The organism is Corynebacterium pseudotuberculosis (genome assembly GCF_002155265.1).
Taxonomy (GTDB): Bacteria; Actinomycetota; Actinomycetes; order Mycobacteriales; family Mycobacteriaceae; genus Corynebacterium; species Corynebacterium pseudotuberculosis.
Window position 1 is genome coordinate 1,315,280 of the sequence record NZ_CP021251.1, and the last position, 25,508, is coordinate 1,340,787.

The window sequence follows — 25,508 nt, forward strand, 5'->3', positions numbered from 1 at the left end:
TGCGAACCTATACGGCTAGTGATGGTCTAATCTGCTGCATGCGTTGACCAGAGAATGAAATACATGGGATTGAAGGGAAAACAATGATTGAGTTGTCTTTGGGGACAATCGCCGAAATAGTCGGCGGGAGTCTTACCTCGGGCACCGATCCGACGGCGTTAGTGACGGGATCTGTTGAGTTTGATTCCCGTAAGGTTACTGCTGGTGGGCTATTTGTCGCGCTTAATGGTGCGCGCGTGGACGGTCATGATTATGCTGCGAAAGCAGTAGCAGATGGCGCCGTAGGTTGTCTTTTGTCCCGCCCCGTGATGGACGGTATGCGTCCCGTACCAGGTGTTGTGGTCCCTCCCATTCCAGAAAATGAACGTAAGCGTGACAGCTATGCCACAGAAAATGATGTCGATGGGGCAGTAGCAGCGGTATTGCGTGCGCTGGGCCTGATAGCTCGTCACGTTATAGATATCCTTACTCAGAAAGGCTTAGTAGTAGTAGGGGTAACGGGTTCCGCTGGAAAAACTTCCACCAAAGACATGATGGCCACGATCTTCTCTGCAGCAGGGAACACAGTTGCTCCTCCTGGGTCGTTTAACAACGAGATCGGCCATCCTTATACGGCCTTGAAATGCACCGCAGAAACTCAATTTCTTATTTCAGAAATGTCTGCGCGGGGGATAGGTCATATTGCGCATTTAGCCGCAATTGCTCCGCCCAAGATTGGTGTAGAACTCAACGTAGGAACTGCACACGTTGGGGAATTTGGGTCCCAAACCGCTATTGCTCAGGCTAAAGGCGAACTGGTAGAGGCATTGCCAGAAAACGGCGAGGCTGTGCTCAATGCGGATGACCCATTGGTTGCACAAATGGCGTCGCGGACTAGAGCGCGCGTGACTTCTTATTCTGCGGTGAGTACAGCAGCCGCCGTGTACGCAACGGATATCACCTTTGACCACAACGCATGCGCGCGCTTTAGGCTTCACATTGAAGACGAAAACGTACATCAGATTACGTTGTTAGTGGCGGGAGAGCATCAGGTATCTAATGCTCTTGCTGCCGCTGCAGCAGCACACGCCGCGGGAATAGATTCTGAAACGATTGCGCATTCCTTGAACCGACACGTGGGAGCCTCCGCACATAGAATGTCGCTCGTTTCTTGCCCTCGTAATATCACGGTGATTGATGATGCCTACAACGCTAACAACGAGTCCATGCGCGCCGGGCTATCTGCACTGGTGCATACTGCTCGGTCTCGAGGGAGCAGCGCTTGGGCAGTATTGGGACCGATGGGTGAACTAGGCCGAGAATCACAAACAGTCCATGCAGCAATCGGTGCTGAGCTTAAAAACATAGGTGTACACGGACTTATCGCAGTAGGCGAGAACTCCGACAGCCGCGCCTTAGCCACGGCCGCGGAAAAGACGGGTATAACTACTCTGGTTGCTCGCACTAACCTGGAAGCCGCGCATAAGCTTGCACCTTTGCTGCATGCGGATGACGTGGTGCTGGTCAAAGCATCTAATGCGTTTGCCCTTTGGGAAGTAGCAGATGAGCTGGTAACTGCGATATCCGATCAAGAGCTAAGAATGAAAACCCACGTGAACGATCAACATGAAGAACGAAATGCAGCAGGTGAATAACAAGTGACTCAAATCCTTATCTCCGGAGCCATTGGACTGCTGGTCTCCATATTTGTCACACCCATGTTGATTCGTCGTTTTAGCGCAGAGGGTTTGGGCCAAGAGATTCGCGAGGACGGCCCCAAGTCTCACTTGCGTAAACGGGGCACGCCGACGATGGGTGGCATTGCTATCTTGGTAGGGATCACGGTTGCTTACCTAGCGACTGCGATTTACGGGGAAATCAGCGGACAAGGTGGTTTCACTGTTTCCGGAGTTTTGGTGCTTGGTTTGACTCTGTCGCTTGGCGGACTCGGATTCGCAGATGACTTTATCAAGCTATACAAAGGTCGAAACCTAGGTTTGAACAAGAAGGCTAAGCTCGTGGGACAGCTAGCGATAGCTCTGATCTTTGGCGGTTTGGTCCTTGGGTTCCCCGATGAAAATGGTCTCACTCCTGGTTCCACGCACTTAAGCTTTTTGCGTGATCTAGACACCGTGGACCTAGCCGTGGGGCCCGCCATCGTGGGAATCGGGATCTTCTTGGTCTTTATCTACATTCTGATTTCCGCATGGTCCAATGCGGTGAACCTTACCGATGGGCTAGACGGGTTAGCAGCTGGCTCGACGGCGATAGTGATGGGAACATACACCCTGATCACTTTTTGGCAGTTCCGTAATGCATGCACAGCTGGTGCAGAACCCGGATGCTACGACGTACGCGACCCTCTGGATTTGGCGATTTTGGCGGCTGCAGGTTTAGGCGCGTGTTTGGGTTTCCTCTGGTGGAATGCGGCGCCGGCAAAAATCTTTATGGGAGATACCGGATCTTTAGCTCTCGGTGGCCTTGTTGCTGGGCTGTCAGTTGCCTCGCGTACCGAGCTCCTCATGGTGATCGTTGGTGCTCTATTCGTGCTTGAGGCCGCATCGGTTGTTATCCAGGTTATTGGTTTCCGGACTAAAGGGATCAGAATTTTCCGTATGGCTCCGTTCCATCATCACTTTGAAAACGGCGGGTGGGCAGAGACCACTGTTGTGATTCGTTTTTGGCTCATTGCCGCTCTCGCCGCCTTAATTGGGGCATCGGCGTTCTACGGTGAGTGGCTCTCATTGGCGGGAGTTTAAGCTATGAAGAGACTTCCCCAGGAACTCCACGGACGTGTTCTTGTCACGGGCGCCGGGGTATCCGGGTTAGGAATCACAGCTCTTTTAAAGAGCCTAGATGTAGACGTGGTTGTCGTTGACTCCGGTCCAGATGCCTTAGAAAAAATCCAAGTTAAGACCGGGGCTGAGGTCTGCTTGGATGTGGATATTCAACTCCAAGATTTTTCATGCGTGATCACGTCACCTGGCTGGAGCCCCGACACACCGTTGTTGGTGCAGGCTAAGGACTTGGGGATTGAAGTCTTAGGTGACGTAGAACTAGCGTATCGCCTTGATCGCGCAGAAGTATGCGGGAAACCTCGCCAATGGCTGGTAGTAACCGGGACAAATGGGAAAACTACTACCACTGCGATGCTAGAAGCAATGATCAAACGCGCGGGCTTCAAGGCCCAGGCAGTGGGTAATATCGGGGTTCCAGTGGCAGAAGCGCTGAATGCTCCTGAGCGTATCGACGTCTTTGTGGCTGAACTTTCCAGCTTTCAGCTGCATTGGTCAGAGCAGCTTGTCCCCGATGTAGGTATCTTGTTAAATCTCGCAGATGACCATATTGATTGGCATGGGAGTTTTGATAGCTATGCTGCCGCCAAAGCGAAGGTTTTGCAAGCCCCTATCGCTATTGCCGGTGTAGACAACGAACATGTCGCGCAGATTCTAAGCACTACGAAGACACAGAAGCTCGTTGAATTTACTGCTGCTGAACCACGCGCGGGTCAACTAGGAATCCGCAATAAGATGATTGTGGATTGTGCCTTCGCAGACTCGCTGGAAATCGTATCGGCTGAGGGGATTGAACCAGCTGGTCCAGCAGGGGTTTATGATGCTCTTGCGGCGGCGGCAGCGGCTCGGGCTATGGGAGTTTGTGCAGACACGATCGCAGCGGCACTAGCGGACTTTCACGTAGCGGGGCATCGTGGTCAGATTGTGGGCAACGCACGCGGCATTGTGGCCATTGATAACTCAAAGGCCACAAACCCCCATGCTGCAGGCACTGCGCTGGCCAGCCATGAGTCGATTGTATGGGTTGCCGGGGGCCAGCTCAAAGGATCAGAGATCCGAGACCTTGTTCTTGAACATTCTCCTCGATTAAAAGCAGTAGCTTTACTCGGAGTTGATGCCCCGATTATCGCAGAAACAGTGCGGGAACTTGCTCCACATGCCGCTATTATGGTGACAGAGAACCGGAAACCTCGCGAGGCGATGGATGAAGTTGTCTCCTGGTCTGTGGCACATGCTGCGCCGGGGGATGCGATCATTCTGGCTCCTGCGGCGGCAAGCCTAGATATGTACAGCGGCATGGGACAACGCGGAGATATGTTTGCCGAGGCCATAGCGCGAGAACTTCACGATTAATGGCTAAGGTGAGTTCCATAACCATCAAAATAACCAGCGGCTAGGGGCAGTAATGACAAGCACCACAGCACCACAACGAAACACCGGATCTCCACTTCGGATGATCGGTGATCGAATTAGCGCGCTGTTCCAGCGTCCGCTTGCTAACTACTACATCATTTTATCGATAGTCGGATTGCTTGTTCTTTCCGGAATTTTGATGGTAGTGGCCAGTTCAATGACGTGGTCCTTAGTGGAAGGCAGTGGCGTTTGGGGGTCTGCCGTCAAACAAATGGTCATGGTAGTAATTGGCCTGACCAGCATGTGGGTGATGTTGTGGTTGCCTCCAGGAGTGGTGCGAAGATTTTCTTATGCAGCCATGCTCTTTACAATTTTGCTTTTGGTCTTGGTTCTTATACCGGGGATCGGCACTGGCCGTGAAGAAGTAGGTTCGCAATCGTGGATCGTTGTGGGACCATTAAGGCTGCAGCCTTCAGAGGTTGCTCGTGTAATGATTGCGGTGTGGGGAGCGCACTTTTTTTCTCGTCCCAATGCTAAGCCGACCGGCCCATGGAATGATTACATCGTTTATTCGGTGTACTCAGGAGTGATCGCTTGTCTCATTGCGCTCGAAGGCGATTTGGGCATGACGGTTACCTTTTCTTCTGTGGTTATTGCGATGCTCTTTTTCGCGGGAGTGAAGAAGACTTATATGTTTACTGCGGCAGCCACCATCGTTATCGGAGCGTTGGGGATGGTAATCGGAACCAGTTTCCGAAACGACCGCTTCACCGTTTATTTTGATGCGTTGCTAGGGCATTTTGAAGACACTGCGGACAAAGCATATCAGTCCTATCAAGGCTTTCTTTCGCTTTCCGACGGTTCCCTCACCGGTGTAGGAATCGGGCAGTCACGTGCTAAATGGTTCTATCTACCAGAGGCTCGTAATGACTTTGTCTTTGCAGTTCTCGGAGAAGAATGGGGCTTTGTGGGCGGAGCGATTATCATCGTGCTGTTTGCTTGCTTACTTTTCTTTGGTATGCGCACAGCTGCAAAGAACTCCAATCGATTCTTAGCTCTTGCCGCTGCAACTTTGGCAACAGGCGTATCTGCACAAGCTTTTGTCAATATTGGGTACGTCATTGGTTTGCTCCCTGTGACTGGCATCCAGTTACCGATGATCTCAGCCGGTGGTACTTCAGCGATTATCACCTTGGCTTCTATGGGCCTGCTAGCCAATTGCGCGCGCCATGAGCCGGAGGCGATCTCAGCTATGCAGTCTTATGGGCGTCCTCCTATAGATCGTCTTCTTGGTTTGAAGGAACCAAGTTTGGAGGGACTTTCCCCCAAAGCTCCCATTTTTGGAAATCCCGCTGATAAAAGTCGTTTTGGGGAGCGCCGCATGCCGCCGCCGCCACCGAAGCCGCAGAAATCTTCCTCGACTGCTACTCGTGGCTCCAAGAGAGAGTCATTCCACCGTAGCTCTTACGTAGTGGGGGACCAACGTAATACGCGAGGCAATCAAGGTCTTGAGTGGCGGGAAAATAGGGCAAGAAACACTGATCCGCGTTATTTTTCTGGAACCGCAGAATTTGGAAATAGGTGGGCGTCGGAAAGCAATAAGTATGGCGCTGGTAGCGTCGGAGACCGTAAGCGGGACAGATGGTCTTCGCAGAACAGTAAAGACGATAGGCGTAGGAGACGGTAATGCAATCCCCACACGTAGTAGTAGCAGGTGGCGGAACCGCGGGACACATCGAGCCGGCAATGGCGGTCGCAGAGGAATTACGAAGTCGCGGTGCTAATGTGATCGCGTTGGGGACGTCTAGGGGGCTGGAACAGACGATTGTTCCAGCACGAGGGTTCGACCTGAAGCTTATTGACCCTGTGCCTGTACCCCGTAGGCTTAATACAGATCTATTCAAACTTCCGTTTAGATTAATACGCACCGTAAAGCAAACTCGCGACGTACTCAAAGCGCATGATGCTTCCGTGCTTATTGGGTTTGGCGGGTATGTCTCTGCTCCCGGGTATCTTGCTGCCAAGACGCTGGGGATCCCTTATATTGTTCATGAGGCTAATGCTCGTTCGGGGATGGCCAATAAACTGGGCGTACGGATGGGCGGCTTGGGACTTAACGCGGTAGCCGGTTCCGGTATGCCTGGACGAGTCGTAGGAATCCCTATCCGTAACACGCTAAAAGTTAGCGCTGAGGCTCGGGAGCGCGGGCTAAAACTGTGGGGATTAGACCCTAATCGAAAGACTGTTTTGGTCACAGGCGGTTCGCAGGGAGCGGTCTCTATTAACCGAGCCGTGGCCGAGGGGATTGATACTTTACTTTCCCAGGGATATCAGGTTTTGCATTCTTATGGGGCTAAAAATGTCCCCCCTAGCGCGCAAGAGCATTATGTGCCGGTGCCGTATATCGATGATATGGCGGCAGCCTATTCGATCTCAGACCTCATCGTTTGTCGCGCCGGGGCAATGACTGTTGCGGAAAACACCGCTGCTGGTATTCCCGCAATATATGTTCCGTTACCTCACGGCAACGGTGAGCAAGGACTAAACGCAGCAGAAATAGTTGCGGCAGGTGGCGCTATTCTTATCGACGACCAGAGCTTTGACGGTGATGCGTTTGCTACCAGCGCGGGAAAAATTTTGGGTAACCCTGAGATATATCGCACGATGAAAGACGCCGTGACGCAGTCGCATGCTGGCAGCGCGGCTGCAGTTATTGCCGATATCGTTTATCACATTGTCAAAGACCACGATGCAGAGCATCTGCCTTCGTAGTTTTCGTATGCGTTGGGCTCCTTAATCAGGCGAGCTTTCAGTGCTGCCATTGTCCACTTTTATGATTATTCTTTTTGAATAAAAACGCTGGAAAACATCAGCTTTTGTAATTCCCCACGGAGGATAAATGACCACTTCGGATTCTGCCATTGACCTTAGCCGAGTTCATCTCATCGGTATTGGTGGCGCTGGGATGTCCGGTGTTGCACGAATTTTGTTATCACGAGGCGCAACAGTCTCGGGATCTGACGTGAAAGATTCACGAGCCGTTCTGGCACTCCGTTCCATGGGAGCACACGTTGCGGTTGGGCATGCTGCAGAAAACCTCAGCATCGCAGGGGAAAAACCTACGGTAGTAGTGACTTCATTTGCGGCGATTCCGCAGGATAACCCAGAATTAGTCGCAGCGCGTGAGCTAGGCATTCCTGTTATTCGCCGCTCCGATCTCCTAGGAGAGCTGATGGAGGGCAGCACCCAAGTTTTGATAGCGGGTACGCATGGGAAGACATCTACTACGTCTATGGCAGTAGTAGCCATGCAAGCAGCAGGCATGGATCCGAGCTTTGCTATCGGTGGCCAGCTGAATAAGGCTGGAACGAATGCTCACCAAGGTACCGGAGATGCCTTTGTGGCTGAGGCCGATGAATCGGACGCGTCCTTGTTGCGTTATAAGCCAAACATAGCGGTAATCACCAACATTGAGCCAGATCACCTTGACTTTTTTAAGTCGGAGGAAGCTTATTTTGAGGTGTTTGAGAAATTCGCTGATCGTCTGGTGCCTGGTGTCTCTTTAGTCGTGTGCCTGGACGATCCCCATACCGCCATGCTGGGGCAAAAAATCCACGAGAAGCATAAGGATATTAAAGTCGTCGGGTATGGCACGGTAGCTGCGTCGGCAGAGTATCCTGATATTGCAAAAACAGTGGTGGAGTCCTTCGAAATTACTCATTCCGGCACGGTGGCAACCATCGTTGTTGGGGGACAAGAAACAGAAGTCGTGCTGAGGACACCTGGCCGCCATATGGTTCTTAACGCCGCGGCGGCATTAACCGCAGGCGTGATTGCTGGCGGTGATCTGTTCAAATTAGCTGCTGGGATCAGTGATTTTAGTGGTGTACGCCGGCGCTTTGAATACCATGGTGTAGTCGCAGAAGGGGACTTTGCGGGCATTGAGCTTTACGACGATTACGCGCATCATCCTACCGAGGTGAGCGCTGTTTTAACTGCCGCTCGTGCCAAGCTGCAAGCTCGCGGGCAAGGGAGGCTCCTCGTAATTTTCCAGCCCCATTTGTATTCTCGAACAATAAATTTTGTGGACGAGTTTGCTGCCGCTCTATCGTTGGCAGACGAGGCGATTGTTCTGGATATCTATGGGGCGCGGGAGAAGCCAGTTGAAGGCGTGGATTCTAGAATCATCACAGACAAAATGACTATCCCCGCGCATTTTGAACCTGATTTCTCGCATGTTCCGGAGGCTGTTGCAGACCTTGCAGCACCCGGCGATCTTGTGATTACGATGGGAGCGGGAAGCGTTACAATCCTTGCGCCGGAAATCCTAACGCGCTTGCGGTCAGAAACAACATAGGAATTTCGTGGAGTTATGAAAAAGAAAACGGTCTTGGGAAGCATAGGAGTGCTTGTTGCTGTAGCTCTCGTGACAGCTGTCCTTTTTGTTGTTCCTGTGATCAAAGTTTCAGGGTTTGACGTAGAAGGCAATATTCATACTCCACAAGAAGAAATTACTGCTGCCACCGGAATTACGGTGGGGAGTAACCTGCTTAGGATTGATGCCACTAAATCGGCTACTGGCGTTTCTCGGTTGCCGTGGGTGGCTTCTGCCTCAGTTGATCGAGCTTTCCCGCAATCTGTAAAGATAAAGGTAACTGAGCATCAGGCCGTACTTTTTGCTGAGCGCTCTGATGGAGATCATCTTTTTGATGGAAAAGGGCGGGTATTTGTTATAGATACACACCCCCACGAGGCTATCCGTGTGACGGGCCAAGATGACGATACTTCTCCAGCTTATGCGGCAGTAGGCGCCATGATAGAGGGTCTTTCCTCTGAGGTCCGTGCCCAGATTGAATCCGTCAGTGCGCCGAGCGCTTATGAGCTAAAGATACAGCTTAAAGACGGGCGGAGCGTTTACTGGGGGTCACAGGAGAATCTAAAAGATAAGGCAGTTGCGTTGAAAAACGCGCTCACACGTCCAGAGCAGAGCCTGGATGTGAGTGGCGCGCCGCTTATTGCCGTGAAATAAAATTTTTTGACGCAGAGTGGCCTTTTTATTGGAAAAAGTCTCATTTTAGACGGCTTTATCAATAGGCGGAAGACTGGTGTTTTTCTATTCTGAGCAGGCAAGTGAAAACCTTGAAGAATACGCTTGAAGCCGCCCGTTTCCGCATGTCAAACCCTAAAGTTAAGGTTGAGACTGGAGACACGCCGCCGCAAATGTCCGACAAAATTCCCTGAAAGTAGTTGATGATGTATTGCAGTGCAACGTCGCGATTTGGTCGTTTCCCTTGCGGCGTTGAATGAATGAAGTAAAAATACTCAATGTGAAAGGCGAGTCGCTCATGACTTCCCCAGATAATTACCTCGCCGTAATCAAGGTTGTTGGCGTCGGCGGTGGTGGTGTAAACGCTGTTAACCGCATGATCGAGGAAGGTCTTAAGGGCGTCGAATTTATTGCCGTCAATACCGATTCTCAAGCACTGATGTTCTCCGATGCGGACGTCAAGCTCGACATTGGGCGTGAGGCTACCCGTGGCCTTGGTGCTGGAGCGAATCCAGAAGTTGGACGCACCTCTGCGGAAGACCATAAAAATGAGATCGAAGAGACTCTCAAAGGCGCAGACATGGTGTTTGTGACAGCGGGAGAGGGCGGTGGAACCGGCACTGGTGCGGCCCCTGTTGTTGCAAGCATCGCTAAAAAGATGGGCGCCCTGACCGTGGGCGTGGTTACCCGTCCTTTTAAATTTGAGGGGCCGCGCCGTACCCGCCAGGCAGTCGAGGGAATCGATGCACTGCGGGAAGTCTGTGACACTCTTATCGTGATCCCGAATGATCGCTTGCTGCAGCTAGGCGACACGAGTCTTACCATGATGGAAGCTTTCCGTGCGGCAGACCAGGTGCTACATAACGGCGTCGAAGGCATTACCAACCTCATTACCATCCCCGGCATGATCAACGTCGACTTTGCTGACGTTCGCTCGGTTATGGCCGATGCCGGATCCGCACTTATGGGTGTGGGATCCGCTCGTGGGGATAATCGGGTGCTTACGGCGGCTGAAGAAGCTATTAATTCACCATTGCTTGAGTCGACGATGGAAGGCGCTAAGGGAGTTCTGCTCTCTATCGCAGGCGGATCGGACCTTGGCCTCCAAGAAGTTAACGATGCAGCTTCAATGGTGCAGGAGAAGGCTGACGAGGACGTTAACCTGATCTTTGGAACGATTTTCGACGACAACCTAGGCGACGAGGTTAGAGTCACTGTTATTGCCACAGGCTTTGACGGTGCAAAAAATGCGGTTGAAGCACCCGCGCCTAAAGCGGAAGCTGCACCAGAAACTGCTGCAACACCGACCCCTGCCCCTGAGCGTGCTTCCACGTCGATTTTTGGGGAGGAGTCCAATGCGCCGGCTCGTCACCTGCGGACAGAAGAGCCATCGCACCGTAGCAATGCTGCTGGTAGTGACGGACTGTTCACTTCGAGCGAGGAACGCCGGACGGACTATCGTAACGATTATCGGGACCGGCGTGATGAGCGCGGCGGAGATCTCGATGTTCCCGATTTCCTCCGCTAAACATGAGTAATGGAAACGACCGCCCCGTCCGCAAGGTGTTTACCACCAGAGCGGGCGGGGTCTCCCTTCCCCCATATGACTCTTTTAATTTAGGAGATCACGTAGGGGACAAATTAGCTGATGTGACTTCTAACAGAAACCGTTTGGCACGCGTTATCGGGTTAGAACCGCACAATATTGTCTGGATGGAGCAAATTCATTCCATCAACGTCACAGTGATTACTGAGCCACAAGAGAATCCGGTGGAAGCTAGTGATGCACTCGTGAGTACTACACGTGGGCTTGCTTTAGCAGTTTTGGCAGCTGATTGTGTTCCTGTGCTGCTATCAGACACGGAAACCGGGGTAATAGCGGCAGTCCACGCGGGTCGAATGGGTGCCAGGAACGGGATTGTTCGTCGAATCGTTGAAACGATGCTTGAGCTAGGTGCTACACCACGCAATATTCATGCGCTGTTGGGGCCAGCTGCCTCCGGACGGCACTACGAGGTTCCCTCAGCGATGGCTGCGGATGTGGAACGCTATCTGCCGGGGGCTCGAGTGAAAACGCGTAAAGGAACGTCGGGATTAGACCTTCGTAGAGGACTGGCGCGACAATTGTTGGAGCTAGGGGTAAAAGCTATTGATATTGACCCGCGCTGCACAATAGAGGATAAACAGCTTTTTTCTTATCGTCGTGAAGGCACAACAGGACGACATGCAGGACTTGTATGGCTTCCTTAATGTGGCCAATGAATCAGGCAATCTTCTCCACAAAATTCATATCGGCTCAGGAAAATGCTGTGTCGCAGCAGCATTGAGCCATGATAAGCAAGTAGCTTTAGGTGCTAACACCAGCTTTTGGACATCGCAAAAGCGGAGTATTGCACATCACACCGCATACGATGAAAGGGACACTTTATGTCGATAATGAAGAAGACCAAAGATTTCTTCGGGCTTTCTGGAGTAGAAGGCGATCCGTACCTTGCGGATGAGGCTTACTATGAGGAGCCACGTTACGAGGGAAGCGCAGCATATCAGCCACAACGCTACCGTGAGCCTGCATATCAGGATGTACACGCCTATGACCGTGTTTCTCGTCGTGCTTCATCGAATATTGTTCCCGTAACCATCAATAGCTACTCAGATGCGGCAACCAAAATTGGTGAGCCTTTCCGCGACGGTGATTCTGTTGTCTTTGACATCAACCGTCTGGGACTGGATGAAGGCAAGAGGATCGTTGACTTTGCGGCAGGACTATGCTTTGCCCTCCGCGGCCAAATGAAAAAGATCAGCCACATGGTTTTTGCTATTGTTCCCGAAAATGCAGACGTGACCACTGCGGATTTGGAGCGAGCTGCCCGTATATAGATCTTTCTGCCAAAGTCAGAGAGAAACTTTTCTTAGTCCCTTGCCTTATAGGATGGATATGTCCCAACCATCCTATAAGGCAAGGGGTTTTCTATTCTCTGGTGTGAACCACACATAGGGGGTTGATGAGGGATAACGCTACCCAAACTTTTGTGCTCGTTGTCCTCATTAACTTGTCTTAGGGCACAGCGTTATGAATAAATACTAGGAGGCTAGATGAAGCTAAATAAATTTTTTCAAAATGGAAGGGCACGTCATTGCACACTCTGTTAAGCATTCTGATTTTGATTGTCCAGATTTATACATGGATCTTAATCGGGCGGATCTTGGTGGAAATGATCGTGAGCTTCTCTCGTAATTTTCAGGCTCCGCGGTTCATGGTTATTGTTTTTGAATTTTTGTTCAAACTAACTGATCCACCGGTGCGGTTTTTGCGTCGTTGGATCCCTCCGCTGAAGCTCGGCAACGTGGCGCTTGATGTATCTATTTTGGTACTTTTTTTCGCGCTTTCGTTTGTCAGAATTCTGCTAAGCATCGCTCTTTATTCCGTATAGGCTATAAAATAATTTAAAGTTCGGGTGCCCCTAAACGAGGGCGGATTTGCTCAGTTTTTTGTTTAATCGCCCGATTTTTTTAGTTTTTGTTGAAAAAATGCCAAAAAAGTAGGAAAACGAGAGCTGTTTTGGCCTGTACTAGGCTGCGTGAGTGCTTGTACGCGTTATCATAGGAGAGGTATTGCGTATAAACGTTTGATCATCTTCTTGACGTTTGAGTGTGCAAGTAAGTTAATGTCAATAGTTAACCCCCGCGCACAAGGAATTAGGTTCTTGGGTGCAGAAGAAATCTCGAAGGGAAGAGCTCCATGCCGCTGACTCCAGCCGATGTGCACAACGTCGCTTTCAGTAAGCCTCCAATCGGCAAGCGAGGCTACAACGAGGACGAGGTCGATCAGTTCTTGGATCTGGTAGAAGACACCCTCGCTGAGATTCAGGAAGAAAACGAGGATCTGCGTCAGCAGATAGAGGAACTAAAGGCGGAAGCTAAGCAAGGCGGACTGTCCAAGCCCGCTATGGCCTCTGCCTCTTTTGCTAAGCCCTCTGTTGATGAGGCTGCGATTCGTCGGGAGATCGAATCTAAGCTCAAAGCTGAGTACGATGCCAAGCTAGCTGACGCGCGGAAGTATTCCGATAAGTCTTCGACCGATATAGCTGCTTTGCGTTCTGAGCTTGAGGCCGCCAAGGCTGATGCCAAGAAGGCTAAGGAAGAAGCCGCCAAAGCTAAGGCTGCTGCAGCGAGCCCCAAGATGGATGTTTCAAAGTCAGCTTTTGCTGCCGCAGGTGCTGGCGCTGGAATCGCTACTGCGGAAACACACATGCAGGCGGCTAAGGTTCTTGGCCTAGCCCAGGAGATGGCAGACCGCCTTACGTCTGAGGCTCAGAATGACTCTAAGTCTATGCTGGATGAAGCTCGTAGCGCTTCTGAACGCCAGATCCAAGATGCAGATGTACGGGCTCGGGCAACGCTTGCCGACGCTCGCGCTAGGGCCGACAAGCAGCTTGCAGACGCTGACTCCCGTTCCCGTGCTTTGGTAGAGGAAGCTCAGAAGAAGTCCGAGCAAACCCTCAGCGAGGCCAACTCCCGTGCCGAGGCGCAGGTACGTCAAGCTGAAGACAAAGCAAACGCACTTCAGGCGGATGCAGAGCGCAAGCACACAGAGATTATGGCGACTGTTCAACAACAGCAGTCTGCCCTTGAGAAGCGTATCTCTGAGCTTCGCACATTCGAGCGTGAGTACCGTACTCGTCTTAAGACCCTCCTGCAGAGCCAGCTGGAGGAACTTGAAAGCCGTGGTACAACTGCGCCAGACGAGAAGCGCTAAGGCTTTTCAGAATAGACGCATATGTTCACGTGGCCCCCTAGCTGAATGAGCTGGAGGGCCACGATTTCTTTATCAGTACATCCCAAGGAGCCTTGAATATGTTGATCGCTGCCATTGTGCTTTCGATCGCAGGGTTTGTCTTCCTCGTTTTATCTCTTAGTAGTACTGGCGAGATTTGGGAGTGGCTCTTGTTTGTAACTGTGGTTTTGGGCATGATGCTGTTGTTTATAGACATAGTTAAAAAACGAGGTAAACGAGGCTCCGGTGGCAAGCATTCCGCGAAATAACTAGAAAGCCTGAACAAAATCAGAGCTCTTAACGTGGACGATGCTGCAAAGATGCTACTCAATGCTTGAAGCGTAATGAACGTTCATTGGAGTGTTGCGGACGTTGTAAGGGGGCAGCAAGTTCGCCGTGCATGTTTTATACGGTATAGTGATCCGCTACAAGGCGCTGATCCGGCAATCACCGGGGAGTCTCCGGAAGAAAAGCGATACGCAGATAGAACATAGAGGGCTGCCAGTTCTGGTAGTTTTCCTCGTTTCACAGTGTTTTTACGATTGCGGAAGCTGAGTAGAACCGGACGGGTTGGACCGTCACCTCCTTCACAATGAAGCGGGAGCACTGCGTGCTCCAAGCAGGGTGGTACCGCGCTACAGATAGCGTCCCTGCGGTAGCGAATGTGATAGTGAAGGAGATTTTATGACCAACCAGGTAGGCGGCGTATATCCCAAGGTGGACATGTCTGGTGGCTCGCAGCGTTTTCCAGATATGGAGCAAGAAGTTCTAAATTTTTGGTCCGCTGATAACACCTTCCAGGCTTCTCTAGAAGGACGCGCCGACTCCCCAGAGTACGTATTTTATGACGGCCCCCCCTTTGCTAATGGTCTTCCACACTATGGGCACTTGTTGACCGGATACGTTAAAGATATCGTTCCGCGTTATCAAACCATGAAAGGCAAACTCGTTGGGCGCGTTTTTGGTTGGGATTGCCATGGGCTTCCCGCTGAGCTTGAGGCGGAAAAGCAGCTAGGTATCAAAGACAAGGGCGAAATCGAGTCGATGGGCTTGGAGGCCTTTAACGACTACTGCGCGAAGTCTGTTTTGGAATATACCCAAGAATGGAAAGACTATGTCACCCGCCAGGCACGCTGGGTCGACTTTGATAATGGCTACAAAACCATGGATCTGGACTTCATGGAGTCGGTCATGTGGGCATTCAAGGAGCTCTATGACAAAGGCCTGATCTATCAGGGATTCCGGGTCTTGCCTTATTCGTGGGCCGAGCATACGCCGCTGTCTAATCAGGAAACGCGTTTGGATGATTCCTACAAGATGCGGCAGGATCCAACTCTAACGGTTACTTTCCCTGTCACTGGGGTAACTGAGGGGGCGTCGGCAGATACTTCCCTTGTGGGCGCCTATGCGTTGGCATGGACCACCACTCCTTGGACTCTGCCGTCAAACTTAGCTCTGGCTGTCAATCCTGGTGTGAATTATGCTGAGGTTAAGGTAGGCGAGGACGGCGCCGAGGCTATCCGCGGTCAACGTGTTCTTTTGGCGGAGGCTCTCGTGGGCGCATACGCGAAGGAACTCGGAGAGCAACACGAGGTCCTATCGGTTCACCCAGGGGTAGACCTGGTTGGTTTGAAGTACCAGCCGATCTTTGACTACTTTGCGGATACGGAAAACGCTTTCCAAGTTCTTGCTGCAGACTATGTGACCACCGAGGACGGTACCGGTATTGTCCATCAGGCGCCTGCATTCGGTGAAGACGATATGAACACCTGCAAGTCCAATGGTATCCCCACCGTGATCCCGGTAGATATGGACGGCAAATTTACGTCGCTGGTGCCGGAGTATGAGGGTCTCTTGGTCTTTGACGCTAACAAGAACATCATCGCTGACCTTAAGGCTGCGGCTAGGGTTGTGCGGCACCAGACAATCGAGCACTCTTACCCGCACTCTTGGCGTTCGGGAGAGCCGCTTATCTACATGGCGTTGCCTTCATGGTTTGTAGAGGTGACAAAGATCCGCGATCGTATGGTCGAGCTGAACAAGGACATCGAGTGGATGCCTGCGCACATTCGAGACGGTCAGTTTGGCAAGTGGCTTGAAGGCGCTCGCGATTGGAACATCTCTCGTAACCGTTACTGGGGTTCTCCTATCCCGGTGTGGGTCTCTGATGATGAAAACTATCCGCGTATGGATGTTTATGGTTCTTTGGACGAGCTGGAGCGTGATTTTGGCGTGCGTCCGACTTCATTGCACCGCCCGTTTATCGACGAGCTGACCCGTCCTAACCCGGATGATCCCACAGGGAAATCGATGATGCGTCGCGTTCCTGAGGTTTTGGACTGCTGGTTTGAGTCAGGCTCCATGCCTTTTGCTCAGAAGCACTACCCGTTTGAGAACAAGGAGTGGTTTGACAGCCATTCTCCGGCAGATTTCATCGTGGAGTACTCGGGACAGACTCGCGGTTGGTTCTACACACTGCATGTATTGGCTACTGCTCTCTTTGATCGCCCTGCCTTTAAAAAGGTCGTGGCGCATGGCATCGTCCTTGGTGATGACGGCACAAAGATGTCCAAATCTCGTCAGAACTACCCCAACGTGAATGAAGTCTTTAACCGTGATGGCTCTGATGCCATGCGTTGGTTCCTTATGAGCTCGCCGATCCTGCGTGGCGGTAATTTGATCGTTACTGAGCAAGGCATCCGCGAGGGAGTTCGCCAGGCGCTTTTGCCGATGTGGAATGCTTATTCCTTCCTGCAGCTGTATTCGTCGAAACCAGCCGAGTGGTCTGTCGATTCAATAGATGTCTTAGATAAGTACATCTTGGCAAAGCTTCACGACGTCGTCCGCGGGGTCGGTGAAGCCCTGGATAACACCGATATCGCTCAGGCTTGTGATGAAGTCCGTTGGTTCTGCGACGCTCTGACCAACTGGTATGTGCGTCGTTCGCGTGAGCGCTTCTGGGCAGGGGATGATCAACATCCAGAGGCCTTCAACACTTTGTTTACTGTTCTGGAGACCCTGACCCGTGTCACAGCTCCGCTATTGCCAATGGTATCTGAAGTGATTTGGCGTGGGCTTACTGGCGAGCGTTCAGTACACATGGCGGATTTCCCCAATGCAGAAGATTTCCCCGCAGATGCTGATCTTGTCCGTGCGATGGATGAGATCCGTGGCGTATGTTCTGCTACTAGCTCGGTGCGTAAAGCACACAAGCTGCGTAACCGACTTCCGCTGCCTCAGGTAACGGTTGCATTACCGGATTCACAGCGCCTTGAGCCGTTCACATCGATCATCCGCGATGAGGTCAACGTGAAAAATGTTGTGCTGACCTCAGACGTGGATGCCGTCGGACGTTTTGACGTAGTTGTTAACGCTAAAGTTGCAGGACCTCGCTTGGGCAAGGACGTGCAGCGAGCAATCAAAGCAGTGAAATCCGGTAATTATGAACGCTCGGGGGACGTCGTTGTTGCGGATGGCATCGAGCTGAAGCCCGATGAGTTCACTGAGCGTCTAGTTGCCGCAGATCCTGATTCAACGGCTCAGATAGATGGGGTCGATGGCCTAGTAGTACTAGATATGACTGTGGACGAGTCTTTGGAGGCAGAAGGGTGGGCCGCGGACGTAATCCGTGGTTTGCAGGATGCCCGCAAGGCTTCCAACTTTGAAGTTTCCGACCGCATCGTTGCGGAGCTGTTTGTCCCTGAAGGGAAGAAAGCGTGGGCTGATCGGCATTCGACGCTTATCGCCGGCGAGGTCCTGGCCACTACTTTCACTGTAACCGTGGGCGGAGAAGGTGCTCATAAGGTTATAGAAGGCGTGACTGCCGATGTGACCAAGGCTTAGTAAAAGCCGATCGCAGAAAATATCCCGAGCACAACACTCCTTGTGCTCGGGATATTTTCTGCGGCAGTTGCTGTGATATTTACTTGCAATTTTATAGATTCGACACATAGCCTCTATCGAACTAATGTTTGTATTTATGAGGCGTTGGGTACTGCATATAGACATGGATGCATTTTTTGCATCATGTGAGCAGCTGACGCGACCAACGCTGCGCGGTAGGCCGGTTCTTGTCGGAGGGGTTTCAGGTAGGGGAGTCGTCGCGGGGGCTTCTTATGAAGCACGGGCGTTGGGGGCGCATTCCGCAATGCCGATGTACCAAGCAAAAAGGCTCGTTGGCTTTCGGGGAGTCATTGTTGCTCCTCGTTTTGAGGTATATAGGACTGCTTCTCACAAGGTTTTTGAGATTCTTCGTTCTGTGGGAGGGACGGTAGAGCAGGTTTCTGTGGATGAAGGGTTTTTGGAGCCCGAAGAACTTCAGGGGGCAACGGACAAAGAAGTCAAAGAATGGGCTCATGAGTTGCGCCGGATAATAAGGCAAGAAGTTGGGCTTCCAGCCTCAGTGGGGGCTGGCTGTGGAAAACAATTTGCCAAGATCGGTTCGGATCAGGCTAAACCAGATGGTGTTTTTGTTGTTCCTCCGGAAAAACATGAAGAGATGATTCTTCCATTGCCAGTGGGGGAACTATGGGGCGTAGGCCCGGTAACTCGTGCAAAGCTCAAACAACTAGGTGTGGAAACAATCGGAGACCTAGCTGCAATGACACAACGAGAAGTCGATATTAGCTTGGGGGCAACGGTCGGGCGAGCGTTGTGGATGATGGCCCGGGGCGTAGACGATCGTCCGGTAGCACCGCGAGCCGAAGCTAAACAGGTATCGGCAGAGCACACATATCCGAAAGACCTCATCAATGTTCCTCAAGTAGATGAGGCGCTGCGACGCGCTACGGATGATGCTCATAGGAGGTTGCTGAATGACGGACGGGGAGCGCGGACAGTAACCGTTAAACTCCGTATGGCAGATTTTCACATAGAATCACGATCTACTACCTTGCCCTATGCCACAGATGATCTGGATACATTTTTAGCAACGGCAATGAAGTTGGTGCGTTATCCCGATGAGCTGGGGCCGATACGTCTTGTAGGGGTTAGCTTTTCTGGGCTTGAGGCGGCGCGTCAAGATGTTCTGTTCCCTGAGATCGACAGGGAGATTGTTCAGCGTGATTCTGACTTTGAAGTAGGAGTATCTGGGGCTATCTCCAAGGAAAGCGCTGAGTATGCGATGACTAACACAAAAGATACTCAGCAAATCGACCTTTCAGAAACGTCCCCACGATGGCGGGCAACCCAAGACGTCCACCACCCTGAGTTCGGACACGGATGGATCCAAGGGATCGGGCACGGGAAAATGACTATAAGGTTTGAAACACGTACTACGGGGATCGGCAAAGTGAAAACCTTTGATATCAGTGATTCCGAGTTACAGCCTGCTGATCCCGTAGCTAGTCTTGATTGGGATATAACAGGTCTTTAAAAAAAGAGTCGCAGGGTGCACACCTGTGGCCACAGCGATGGCGAGTAGTACTCGCGCTTGGCCAGCTCGGAAATACGTGGAGCTGATTGCACCTTTGGCAGCAAGGGTTGCTCCACCACCGGCCCCACCGTAGGCCCCGAAGACCTCACCGCGCGGCACACGGGTTGTCATAACCACGGGTATTCCGGCGTCGAGAGCAGCTCCGAGTGCTACTCCCATTTCTGTGCCTACATTTCCTGCTCCCATTGCCTCAACCACTAATCCTTGGCTTCCTGCGTTAATAGCGGCATCAACAAGCGTGGACGGCGCGCCGGGGAAGGCTGGGATGATATCGATGCGGACGTCGGAAAGCTTCGCTGGGCTGACCGGATCTGCTCGCAATGGTTCCTCCGGGCCATTGGTGGCAAAAGCAAGGGGATCAGAGGTGTGCCATTTCATACAACCGCGGGCCGGAAGCACCGCGTGACCAAAGACAACTAGAACTCCAATGTCTCGAGCGGAAGTATCACAAGCCACCATGATTGCTTCAAAGAGGTTGTTTTGCCCGTCGGACTCTGGGTGATCGAAAGGGAGCTGGGCGCCAGTTAGCACGATGGGGCTCGGGCTGGTGTGGAAAGTATCCAATGCTATGGCTGTTTCCTCCATAGAGTCTGTGCCGTGGGTGACCACTACACCAATAACATTGGGTTCTGCCAGGGCTTTATGAGCTTCAGAGACTATGACGTCTATGTCGGTGAAAGTCATAGACGAGGAATCGAGGCGATGCAGCTCGCGCACTTCTATGTCCACTTTTCCGCTGAAGCGGGGCGCGATATCTTCGATCAATTCCTCACCAGAAACCGTGGGGATAAGTGCCCCATTAGGATCCATAGTGCAGGAGAGCGTTCCTCCTGTGGTGAGAACAACAACTTTTCCAAGTTCTTCATGCGCTGAGGTCATGTGCTCAAGCCTGCCATATTGCGGAAGCCGGCTGTGAGTACGTGAGCATGTTGACGTGAGATTTTTTTCAATGAGCGCTAGCATTCATGAGATACAACCCTTGTTTGCCATGTGGCGGGGGAACTAGGAGGGCATTCTTTGAGCCGCCGGTTTATATAAACAGCCGTGCGTCTTCGCTCATACTGACCTTCTGGCGACTTTGCGCAGGCCTCTGCATACAGTGGGCTGGTGATGGGCAGTAGCTTCTGCTTCTCAGTACCAATTCCGCTATAGTGCAGGGTTCATGCCCGAGTAGACATAATCGGAAGTTCTGTAAGCTCAGAATGCAAACGATTGTGGCTTGGCGTGCGTGCCTAAACGGCGAACCGAACCTAGGAGTATTTGTGAAGCTAAAGAAGATCGCGGCAATTACCCTCGCAGCAAGCGCGGGACTCGCCCTTTCCGCTTGTTCCAGCGACGACAAGGGCTCGTCGAGTAGCTCGTCTGCATCTAAGAGCACCTCATCTGCGGCCTCGGAAGCCGCGCCGGCAGAACTTCCTTCTGCTGAGGACCTCAACGCTATTCTGGCCGTGGCAACAGACCCCAATGCGCCAGTAGAAGAAAAAGTGAAGACCGTTCAGGGCGGAGAGACTGCGCCTGAGCTGTTCCAAACCATGACAGCATCCAAGCAGGAATCCGGAGCTGACTTCCTTGTGGTTCCCCCGATTCTCCCCGGCTACACTCCTAACTCGGTGTTGGCTACGGTGAATTTCACGTTGCCTGGTAAGGAAGCCCAGCCGGCAGAAAATGTGGAATTCATCTATGACAACGGCATGTGGAAGCTTTCTCAATCATGGGCTTGTACCTTGATCACCAACACAGTGGCCCCAGAGCAGGTACCGCCTATGTGCCATGATGCGGCAGCGCAACCACCTGCGCCAGATGCACCTGCAGCTCCTGCACCAGACGCACCCGCCGCTCCTGCGCCAGCACAGTAAAACTGCGCAGCGTTAAGTACAAGAAAACAATGTCGCCGTTATCCACCAAGGAAGCGGCGACATTGCTTTTGTTTTTATATCGTCTTTATATCAGGGAGCGGGGGAGAATTCTAGAGCGCTTGTGGAATCTTGGATTATGCGAAGATCTGAATTCTGCTGTCCGTAGACAACCCGAGTAGTCAGAGCTAAGGTCCCGATGGGGAGCGGATTTTTCAAGTCGACGGTGAGTCGGCCTGTGCTGGTTGTATGAGCACTGAGCACTTCTAACGTAGTGCCGTTTTGTTCGAGTGCGCCTAACACTGGTCGCTGTTGGACGTCTACGTCGAGTACAACGGAATCTCCGTGGGCCTGTACCAGGGTAAAACGCATCGTTTGTAAAAGCGCAGATTCTCCTTTCACCCGCGAATCAACTGTCCACACCGCGCCCTCGCCAATTTCTTCCGTGGGGAAAACAACAGGTAGAGATGCGAGCTTGAACAAAAAGGGTTCTGCGATTGCGCGCCCGGTATCGGTTGCATCAACAGGTGCGGCGATATTGATGGAGGATATTTGACCAGATTTTTTAGCAAACCAGCCAAGGCGGAAGCCTTTTGTAGTGTTTATGTCTTTTGCTGCCTCGAGATCGTCGTATTGAGGGTCCGCAAACGTAACCGAAACTGAGCGAGTGTCGTTTTCATTGTCCACTACGGCTTGCACCGGGGAGCTTAAGTAGTGGACTTCTCCTCCGGAAGGCGCTGTGGGGTTAAAAGTCCCTTGCTTGCGGGCTTCTTGATGGAAACCGTCGGAGATTTTTACTGCAATTTTTTGGGAGGCATCGTGAGCGGACTCTAGATCTTGGTACTCATAGATCCTTTTGTCTGATTTTCCAGAATTAAGCACAGTAATCTTTGGAGCGTCTACTTCCAAGCCGATCGCACGCTCAACAGGAGGAGTATCAGAAGATTTCTCGTTGCCGCACGCGATAAGCGTGCTACCTGCTAAGAAACAGGTGAGTAAAACGGCTAATGGGCGCTTGATCGGGTGCCGGGTTTTCGGCGGGTTGGAGGAAGATACACGGACAACGGGGAGAGTCTTTTGGTGATCAAACACATGTCTACTTTACAGATCGTGGGTGTTCAGTTGGAACTTTTACCGATGGGTTTGCCAAGATAGAAGGCGTGACTCGAACAGACAGGAGACAGCGGGGCCCGATAGGTACCGACGATCAACGCATATTTATCTTTACGATGGCTGCCATCATCCTCAGTGTTGCGACGGTGGACCAGGCCTCTAAAGCAGCGGTATTGCATTTTCTCGGCGATGGGCAGCCGTTGAAGATCATTGGGGATTGGTTCCGTTTTCGCCTCCTGTTTAACCCAGGTGCTGCGTTTTCCTTCGGCGAAAATGCGACGTGGCTTTTTACCTCTATTCAGCTTATTTTTGTTGTCGGTATCGCCTGGTATGCGCCAAAAGTACGCGATGGGTGGACTGCCGTGGCTCTGGCAATGATTGCCGGAGGTGCGTTGGGCAACCTTATCGATCGGTTATTCCGCGAACCAGCTTTTTTTGTTGGTCATGTTGTAGATTTCATTTCCATAGGGAACTTCGCGGTTTTCAACGTGGCCGATAGCGCTATAACCTGCGGCGTAGCTATCTTTTTCGTAGCGATCTTGTTGGAGAGTAGACGAGACGCCCAACAGCACCAACGCAGCGAGGAGGAGGTGATTGACAATGCGTGAACATCGTTCGCTCCCCGTTCCTGAAGGACTAGCAGGTATGCGTGTTGACGCTGCACTGTCCAAACTCCTTGGTATTTCGCGCACGGTTGCCGCGGATTTAGCTACCGCTGGTGATGTGCTTGTCGACGCACTCCCCGTGGGGAAATCGGACCGTATTGCCGAAGGGCAGTGGTTGGATGTGACGTTACCGGAGACAAAGGATCTCACTCCCCGTGAAGAACTCGTCGAGGGCATGGACATCCTTTATTCTGACGATGATCTGATCGCCGTCAACAAGCCTGTGGGAGTAGCAGCTCATCCTACGCTCGGGTGGGAAGGACCTACAGTTATCGGTGGGTTGGCAGCCGCTGGCTTTAGGATTTCTACTTCAGGTCCTCCTGAGCGTAAGGGGATAGTTCAACGCCTTGACGTCGGCACGTCTGGTGTCATGGTGATTGCTGCTTCTGAGCGTGGCTATTCAGTCCTTAAACGAGCGTTCAAAGAGCGCACGGTGTCCAAGACCTATCATGCGTTAGTTCAGGGGCACACGGATCCTTTCACCGGCACCATTGATGCTCCGATTGGTAGGCATCCGTCGGCAGGCTGGCGTTTTGCTGTGACCAGTGACGGAAAACATGCGGTGACGCATTATGAGACTCTGGAGGCTTTTGCAGAAGCCTCACTGCTCAAAATTCATTTGGAGACTGGACGTACACACCAAATTCGTGTGCACATGTCTGCTTTACACCACCCATGTTGTGGTGATCCCATGTATGGAAGTGATCCTAAGCTTTCAGAGAGATTGGGACTTACCAGGCAATGGCTGCACGCAGTTTCGCTTGGCTTTAACCATCCTGCCGATGGGCGATGGATGGAAATCACCTCGCCATATTCCGATGATCTACAGCATGCACTCGATATATTGCGGGAAGATTAACAGCCGCTTATTGCGGTGACTCGCTTCTCTGCGGGCGTCGCGATGTTCGTACGCGCATTAAAATTATTCTATGGACCAAGTGGACAAAGGGCGCATGGTTATTGCGCTCGTGAGCATTGCTTTGCTTATGGCTGCTATCGCGATTCTGGGTCAGTCTGATAAGACCAGCAAGCCGATGAACATTAATGGTGATCAGCTAGGCAGAGAAAACTCTGAGACTCTTGATCACTATGTTTCTCGGGCGCGAGGCTCGTTGTCTGATTTTGAGGGGCAAGTATTTGCTTTAGCCACTTTTAATGGGCGTTTCAGCGCGGAGGAGATAGGGGCTGTGTTGGAAAAAGCGGGCGTTTCACGGGTCAACGCAGTAGTGCCTGGCGGTACCACAGTCATTGAGCTTCCCGAACCAGCCCGAGGCGCCAGTCGCGCCTCGGTGCTCACACAGCAGATTCGCATTCGGGGCAAGGACGAGGGCGATATCCGTTCGGTCGTCGTGTACGACGACGTGGAGGCATTGCGAAATTTGCAAAAGGATTCGAAGATTCTGGCTGTGGAGGCTTTGCCTCCTGATGCCGCTTGGGGACGCATTGGGATTCGTCCTGTGAATCTCTAGTCCTGAGAGGAATGCGGTGCTGAGATCTTTTTAGCTTTCTTGCGCCACAATGCGAGGTCTGTGAGGTAAATTCCTACAGAAATCCAAATGATTACAAAACCCACCCACCGGATAGTATCTAGCTGCTCGTTGACTACAAAGACCGCCCATAGCATTTGGAATGTGGGAGTCATGTATTGCAGCATCCCAATGGTAGAAAGCGGAATGAGTTTTGCTGCAATACCAAAAAGCAGCAACGGAATTGCAGTGACTAGTCCGGCGCTGATGAGTAGTGCCGAGTGCGCTGAGCCGTGGGAGAAAAACGTTCCTACACCTGTGGACTCGAGATAGACCACGTACACCAGTGCTACTGGCATAAGAATGAGAGTTTCTGCGGCTAGCGAGGCTGAAGGCGATAAGGGTAATCCCTTTTTTACTAGCCCATAAAATCCAAAGGACGCGGCAAGAAGCAAGGAAATAACGGGAACATGGCCTCCCACAATGCTAAGAAGAAGGACCGCGATGGTAGCAACTATCACGCTGAGGGTTTGAAGCTTTCTTAAGCGTTCTGCTAGGAAGACTACGCCTAGGAGGACACTCACCAATGGGTTAATAAAATACCCGAGGGCCGCGTCAGCCACGTGTTGGGAATTGACAGCAATAACGTAGATTAACCAGTTGGCGGCTATGAGTATTGCAGCAATCGCAATGCGTAACCATGTGGCCAAACTTGCGTCGCGTAACTCGCGCCATTTTTTGGTGGCTGTGATGGCAAGTGCCATGACTACTCCGGTCCATATGATCCGGTGGGCGATGATTTCTAAGGGCGCCGCAGGCAGGAGTAGCGGGAAGTACGCGGGGAAGAGACCCCATAAGAGATACGCCAAGAAGCCATAGAGCATGGAGGAATCCTAACCTCTCTTGTCGACTGAACGCACCCGATGCTGTTAATAAGGGGACCGGTTGGGGGCGGAAACCTAACGCAAGCACATTATTATTGAAATTGAAATTCAATAATAATGTGCGGTAGCTCTAAAAATGCCTTGT

22 protein-coding genes are annotated in these 25,508 nt (G+C 51.9%); 19 read left to right on the forward strand and 3 right to left on the reverse strand.

Annotation, left to right across the window (positions count from 1 at the left end; all coding sequences use genetic code 11):
• Positions 1 to 83 precede the first annotated feature (83 nt).
• From CpATCC19410_RS06175 to CpATCC19410_RS06250, 15 genes are all read left to right on the forward strand, one after another.
• Entirely contained in the window at positions 84 to 1,634 is a 1,551-nt protein-coding gene (locus CpATCC19410_RS06175; RefSeq protein WP_013242256.1) for a UDP-N-acetylmuramoyl-tripeptide--D-alanyl-D-alanine ligase, read from the forward strand.
• 3 nt (positions 1,635 to 1,637) lie between these two features.
• Positions 1,638 to 2,738, forward strand: coding sequence for a phospho-N-acetylmuramoyl-pentapeptide-transferase (gene mraY, locus CpATCC19410_RS06180; RefSeq protein ID WP_014401268.1), 1,101 nt, complete (start codon positions 1,638 to 1,640; stop codon positions 2,736 to 2,738).
• A gap of 3 nt (positions 2,739 to 2,741) precedes the next feature.
• Positions 2,742 to 4,127, forward strand: a complete 1,386-nt coding sequence (gene murD / locus CpATCC19410_RS06185) for a UDP-N-acetylmuramoyl-L-alanine--D-glutamate ligase (RefSeq protein WP_013242254.1) — start codon at positions 2,742 to 2,744, stop codon at positions 4,125 to 4,127.
• Positions 4,128 to 4,179: 52 nt separating this feature from the next.
• Positions 4,180 to 5,814, forward strand: a complete 1,635-nt coding sequence (locus tag CpATCC19410_RS06190; protein ID WP_013242253.1) for an FtsW/RodA/SpoVE family cell cycle protein — start codon at positions 4,180 to 4,182, stop codon at positions 5,812 to 5,814.
• Complete coding sequence (gene murG, locus CpATCC19410_RS06195; protein ID WP_013242252.1) at positions 5,814 to 6,899, forward strand: undecaprenyldiphospho-muramoylpentapeptide beta-N-acetylglucosaminyltransferase; 1,086 nt, start codon at positions 5,814 to 5,816, stop codon at positions 6,897 to 6,899. The genes CpATCC19410_RS06190 and murG overlap by 1 nt, the downstream gene beginning before the upstream one ends.
• A gap of 127 nt (positions 6,900 to 7,026) precedes the next feature.
• Positions 7,027 to 8,484, forward strand: coding sequence for a UDP-N-acetylmuramate--L-alanine ligase (murC, locus tag CpATCC19410_RS06200; protein WP_014401267.1), 1,458 nt, complete (start codon positions 7,027 to 7,029; stop codon positions 8,482 to 8,484).
• Positions 8,485 to 8,499: 15 nt separating this feature from the next.
• Complete coding sequence (locus CpATCC19410_RS06205) at positions 8,500 to 9,156, forward strand: cell division protein FtsQ/DivIB (RefSeq protein WP_014401266.1); 657 nt, start codon at positions 8,500 to 8,502, stop codon at positions 9,154 to 9,156.
• Between the two features lie 316 nt (positions 9,157 to 9,472).
• Positions 9,473 to 10,702: a cell division protein FtsZ gene (ftsZ, locus tag CpATCC19410_RS06210; protein ID WP_014522437.1), complete on the forward strand. Its 1,230-nt coding sequence runs from the start codon at positions 9,473 to 9,475 to the stop codon at positions 10,700 to 10,702.
• A gap of 2 nt (positions 10,703 to 10,704) precedes the next feature.
• Positions 10,705 to 11,424 carry a peptidoglycan editing factor PgeF gene (pgeF, locus tag CpATCC19410_RS06215; RefSeq protein WP_013242248.1) on the forward strand — a complete coding sequence of 240 codons (720 nt, stop codon included), beginning with the start codon at positions 10,705 to 10,707 and terminating at the stop codon, positions 11,422 to 11,424.
• 177 nt (positions 11,425 to 11,601) lie between these two features.
• A complete protein-coding gene (locus CpATCC19410_RS06225; protein ID WP_013242247.1) occupies positions 11,602 to 12,051 on the forward strand; it encodes a cell division protein SepF in 450 nt (149 codons plus the stop codon).
• Between the two features lie 257 nt (positions 12,052 to 12,308).
• A complete protein-coding gene (locus CpATCC19410_RS06230) occupies positions 12,309 to 12,605 on the forward strand; it encodes a YggT family protein (RefSeq protein WP_014367315.1) in 297 nt (98 codons plus the stop codon).
• Between the two features lie 308 nt (positions 12,606 to 12,913).
• Positions 12,914 to 13,930 (forward strand): DivIVA domain-containing protein, encoded by a 1,017-nt coding sequence (locus CpATCC19410_RS06235; RefSeq protein ID WP_013242245.1) that lies wholly within the window; start codon positions 12,914 to 12,916, stop codon positions 13,928 to 13,930.
• A gap of 98 nt (positions 13,931 to 14,028) precedes the next feature.
• Complete coding sequence (locus tag CpATCC19410_RS06240) at positions 14,029 to 14,217, forward strand: hypothetical protein (protein WP_014300799.1); 189 nt, start codon at positions 14,029 to 14,031, stop codon at positions 14,215 to 14,217.
• Between the two features lie 415 nt (positions 14,218 to 14,632).
• The gene (ileS, locus tag CpATCC19410_RS06245) at positions 14,633 to 17,791 is read left to right on the forward strand and encodes an isoleucine--tRNA ligase (protein ID WP_014401264.1); all 3,159 of its coding nucleotides are present in this window, start codon (positions 14,633 to 14,635) and stop codon (positions 17,789 to 17,791) included.
• 136 nt (positions 17,792 to 17,927) lie between these two features.
• A complete protein-coding gene (locus tag CpATCC19410_RS06250; RefSeq protein ID WP_014522436.1) occupies positions 17,928 to 19,322 on the forward strand; it encodes a DNA polymerase IV in 1,395 nt (464 codons plus the stop codon).
• Here CpATCC19410_RS06250 and CpATCC19410_RS06255 read toward each other — a convergent pair.
• On the reverse strand, positions 19,269 to 20,261 hold the full coding sequence (locus CpATCC19410_RS06255) for an asparaginase (protein ID WP_042437326.1): 993 nt from the start codon (positions 20,259 to 20,261) through the stop codon (positions 19,269 to 19,271). The two genes, CpATCC19410_RS06250 and CpATCC19410_RS06255, sit on opposite strands and share 54 nt — an antisense overlap.
• Positions 20,262 to 20,644: 383 nt before the next feature.
• Here CpATCC19410_RS06255 and CpATCC19410_RS06260 point away from each other — a divergent pair, with 383 nt between their 5' ends.
• Complete coding sequence (locus CpATCC19410_RS06260) at positions 20,645 to 21,238, forward strand: WKL family lipoprotein (protein WP_014522435.1); 594 nt, start codon at positions 20,645 to 20,647, stop codon at positions 21,236 to 21,238.
• Positions 21,239 to 21,328: 90 nt separating this feature from the next.
• On the opposite strand, the gene CpATCC19410_RS06265 is transcribed toward CpATCC19410_RS06260, so the two are convergent.
• Positions 21,329 to 22,327 (reverse strand): hypothetical protein, encoded by a 999-nt coding sequence (locus CpATCC19410_RS06265; RefSeq protein ID WP_013242239.1) that lies wholly within the window; start codon positions 22,325 to 22,327, stop codon positions 21,329 to 21,331.
• Positions 22,328 to 22,464: 137 nt separating this feature from the next.
• Here CpATCC19410_RS06265 and lspA point away from each other — a divergent pair, with 137 nt between their 5' ends.
• The 3 genes from lspA (at position 22,465) to CpATCC19410_RS06280 (ending at position 24,482) form a co-directional block, all read left to right on the forward strand.
• The gene (gene lspA, locus CpATCC19410_RS06270) at positions 22,465 to 22,956 is read left to right on the forward strand and encodes a signal peptidase II (protein WP_014300797.1); all 492 of its coding nucleotides are present in this window, start codon (positions 22,465 to 22,467) and stop codon (positions 22,954 to 22,956) included.
• Positions 22,949 to 23,872 (forward strand): RluA family pseudouridine synthase, encoded by a 924-nt coding sequence (locus CpATCC19410_RS06275; RefSeq protein ID WP_014401263.1) that lies wholly within the window; start codon positions 22,949 to 22,951, stop codon positions 23,870 to 23,872. Before lspA ends, CpATCC19410_RS06275 begins: the two co-directional genes overlap by 8 nt.
• A gap of 70 nt (positions 23,873 to 23,942) precedes the next feature.
• The gene (locus tag CpATCC19410_RS06280) at positions 23,943 to 24,482 is read left to right on the forward strand and encodes a hypothetical protein (protein ID WP_013242236.1); all 540 of its coding nucleotides are present in this window, start codon (positions 23,943 to 23,945) and stop codon (positions 24,480 to 24,482) included.
• Here CpATCC19410_RS06280 and rarD read toward each other — a convergent pair.
• A complete protein-coding gene (gene rarD / locus CpATCC19410_RS06285; RefSeq protein ID WP_013242235.1) occupies positions 24,479 to 25,363 on the reverse strand; it encodes an EamA family transporter RarD in 885 nt (294 codons plus the stop codon). The two genes, CpATCC19410_RS06280 and rarD, sit on opposite strands and share 4 nt — an antisense overlap.
• Positions 25,364 to 25,508 lie beyond the last annotated feature (145 nt).

Excerpts from the sequence above, each read along its gene's own strand:
- CpATCC19410_RS06240 (WP_014300799.1), top strand. The coding sequence starts at position 14,029 with ATGTTGATCGCTGCCATTGTGCTTTCGATCGCAGGGTTTGTCTTCCTC.
- ftsZ (WP_014522437.1), top strand. The coding sequence starts at position 9,473 with ATGACTTCCCCAGATAATTACCTCGCCGTAATCAAGGTTGTTGGCGTC.
- murD (WP_013242254.1), top strand. The coding sequence starts at position 2,742 with ATGAAGAGACTTCCCCAGGAACTCCACGGACGTGTTCTTGTCACGGGC.
- murC (WP_014401267.1), top strand. The coding sequence starts at position 7,027 with ATGACCACTTCGGATTCTGCCATTGACCTTAGCCGAGTTCATCTCATC.
- CpATCC19410_RS06175 (WP_013242256.1), top strand. The coding sequence starts at position 84 with ATGATTGAGTTGTCTTTGGGGACAATCGCCGAAATAGTCGGCGGGAGT.
- CpATCC19410_RS06205 (WP_014401266.1), top strand. The coding sequence starts at position 8,500 with ATGAAAAAGAAAACGGTCTTGGGAAGCATAGGAGTGCTTGTTGCTGTA.
- CpATCC19410_RS06225 (WP_013242247.1), top strand. The coding sequence starts at position 11,602 with ATGTCGATAATGAAGAAGACCAAAGATTTCTTCGGGCTTTCTGGAGTA.
- rarD (WP_013242235.1), bottom strand. The coding sequence starts at position 25,363 with ATGCTCTATGGCTTCTTGGCGTATCTCTTATGGGGTCTCTTCCCCGCG.
- murG (WP_013242252.1), top strand. The coding sequence starts at position 5,814 with ATGCAATCCCCACACGTAGTAGTAGCAGGTGGCGGAACCGCGGGACAC.
- ileS (WP_014401264.1), top strand. The coding sequence starts at position 14,633 with ATGACCAACCAGGTAGGCGGCGTATATCCCAAGGTGGACATGTCTGGT.
- pgeF (WP_013242248.1), top strand. The coding sequence starts at position 10,705 with ATGAGTAATGGAAACGACCGCCCCGTCCGCAAGGTGTTTACCACCAGA.
- CpATCC19410_RS06280 (WP_013242236.1), top strand. The coding sequence starts at position 23,943 with ATGGACCAAGTGGACAAAGGGCGCATGGTTATTGCGCTCGTGAGCATT.
- CpATCC19410_RS06250 (WP_014522436.1), top strand. The coding sequence starts at position 17,928 with ATGAGGCGTTGGGTACTGCATATAGACATGGATGCATTTTTTGCATCA.
- CpATCC19410_RS06190 (WP_013242253.1), top strand. The coding sequence starts at position 4,180 with ATGACAAGCACCACAGCACCACAACGAAACACCGGATCTCCACTTCGG.
- lspA (WP_014300797.1), top strand. The coding sequence starts at position 22,465 with ATGGCTGCCATCATCCTCAGTGTTGCGACGGTGGACCAGGCCTCTAAA.
- CpATCC19410_RS06235 (WP_013242245.1), top strand. The coding sequence starts at position 12,914 with ATGCCGCTGACTCCAGCCGATGTGCACAACGTCGCTTTCAGTAAGCCT.
- CpATCC19410_RS06255 (WP_042437326.1), bottom strand. The coding sequence starts at position 20,261 with ATGACCTCAGCGCATGAAGAACTTGGAAAAGTTGTTGTTCTCACCACA.
- CpATCC19410_RS06275 (WP_014401263.1), top strand. The coding sequence starts at position 22,949 with ATGCGTGAACATCGTTCGCTCCCCGTTCCTGAAGGACTAGCAGGTATG.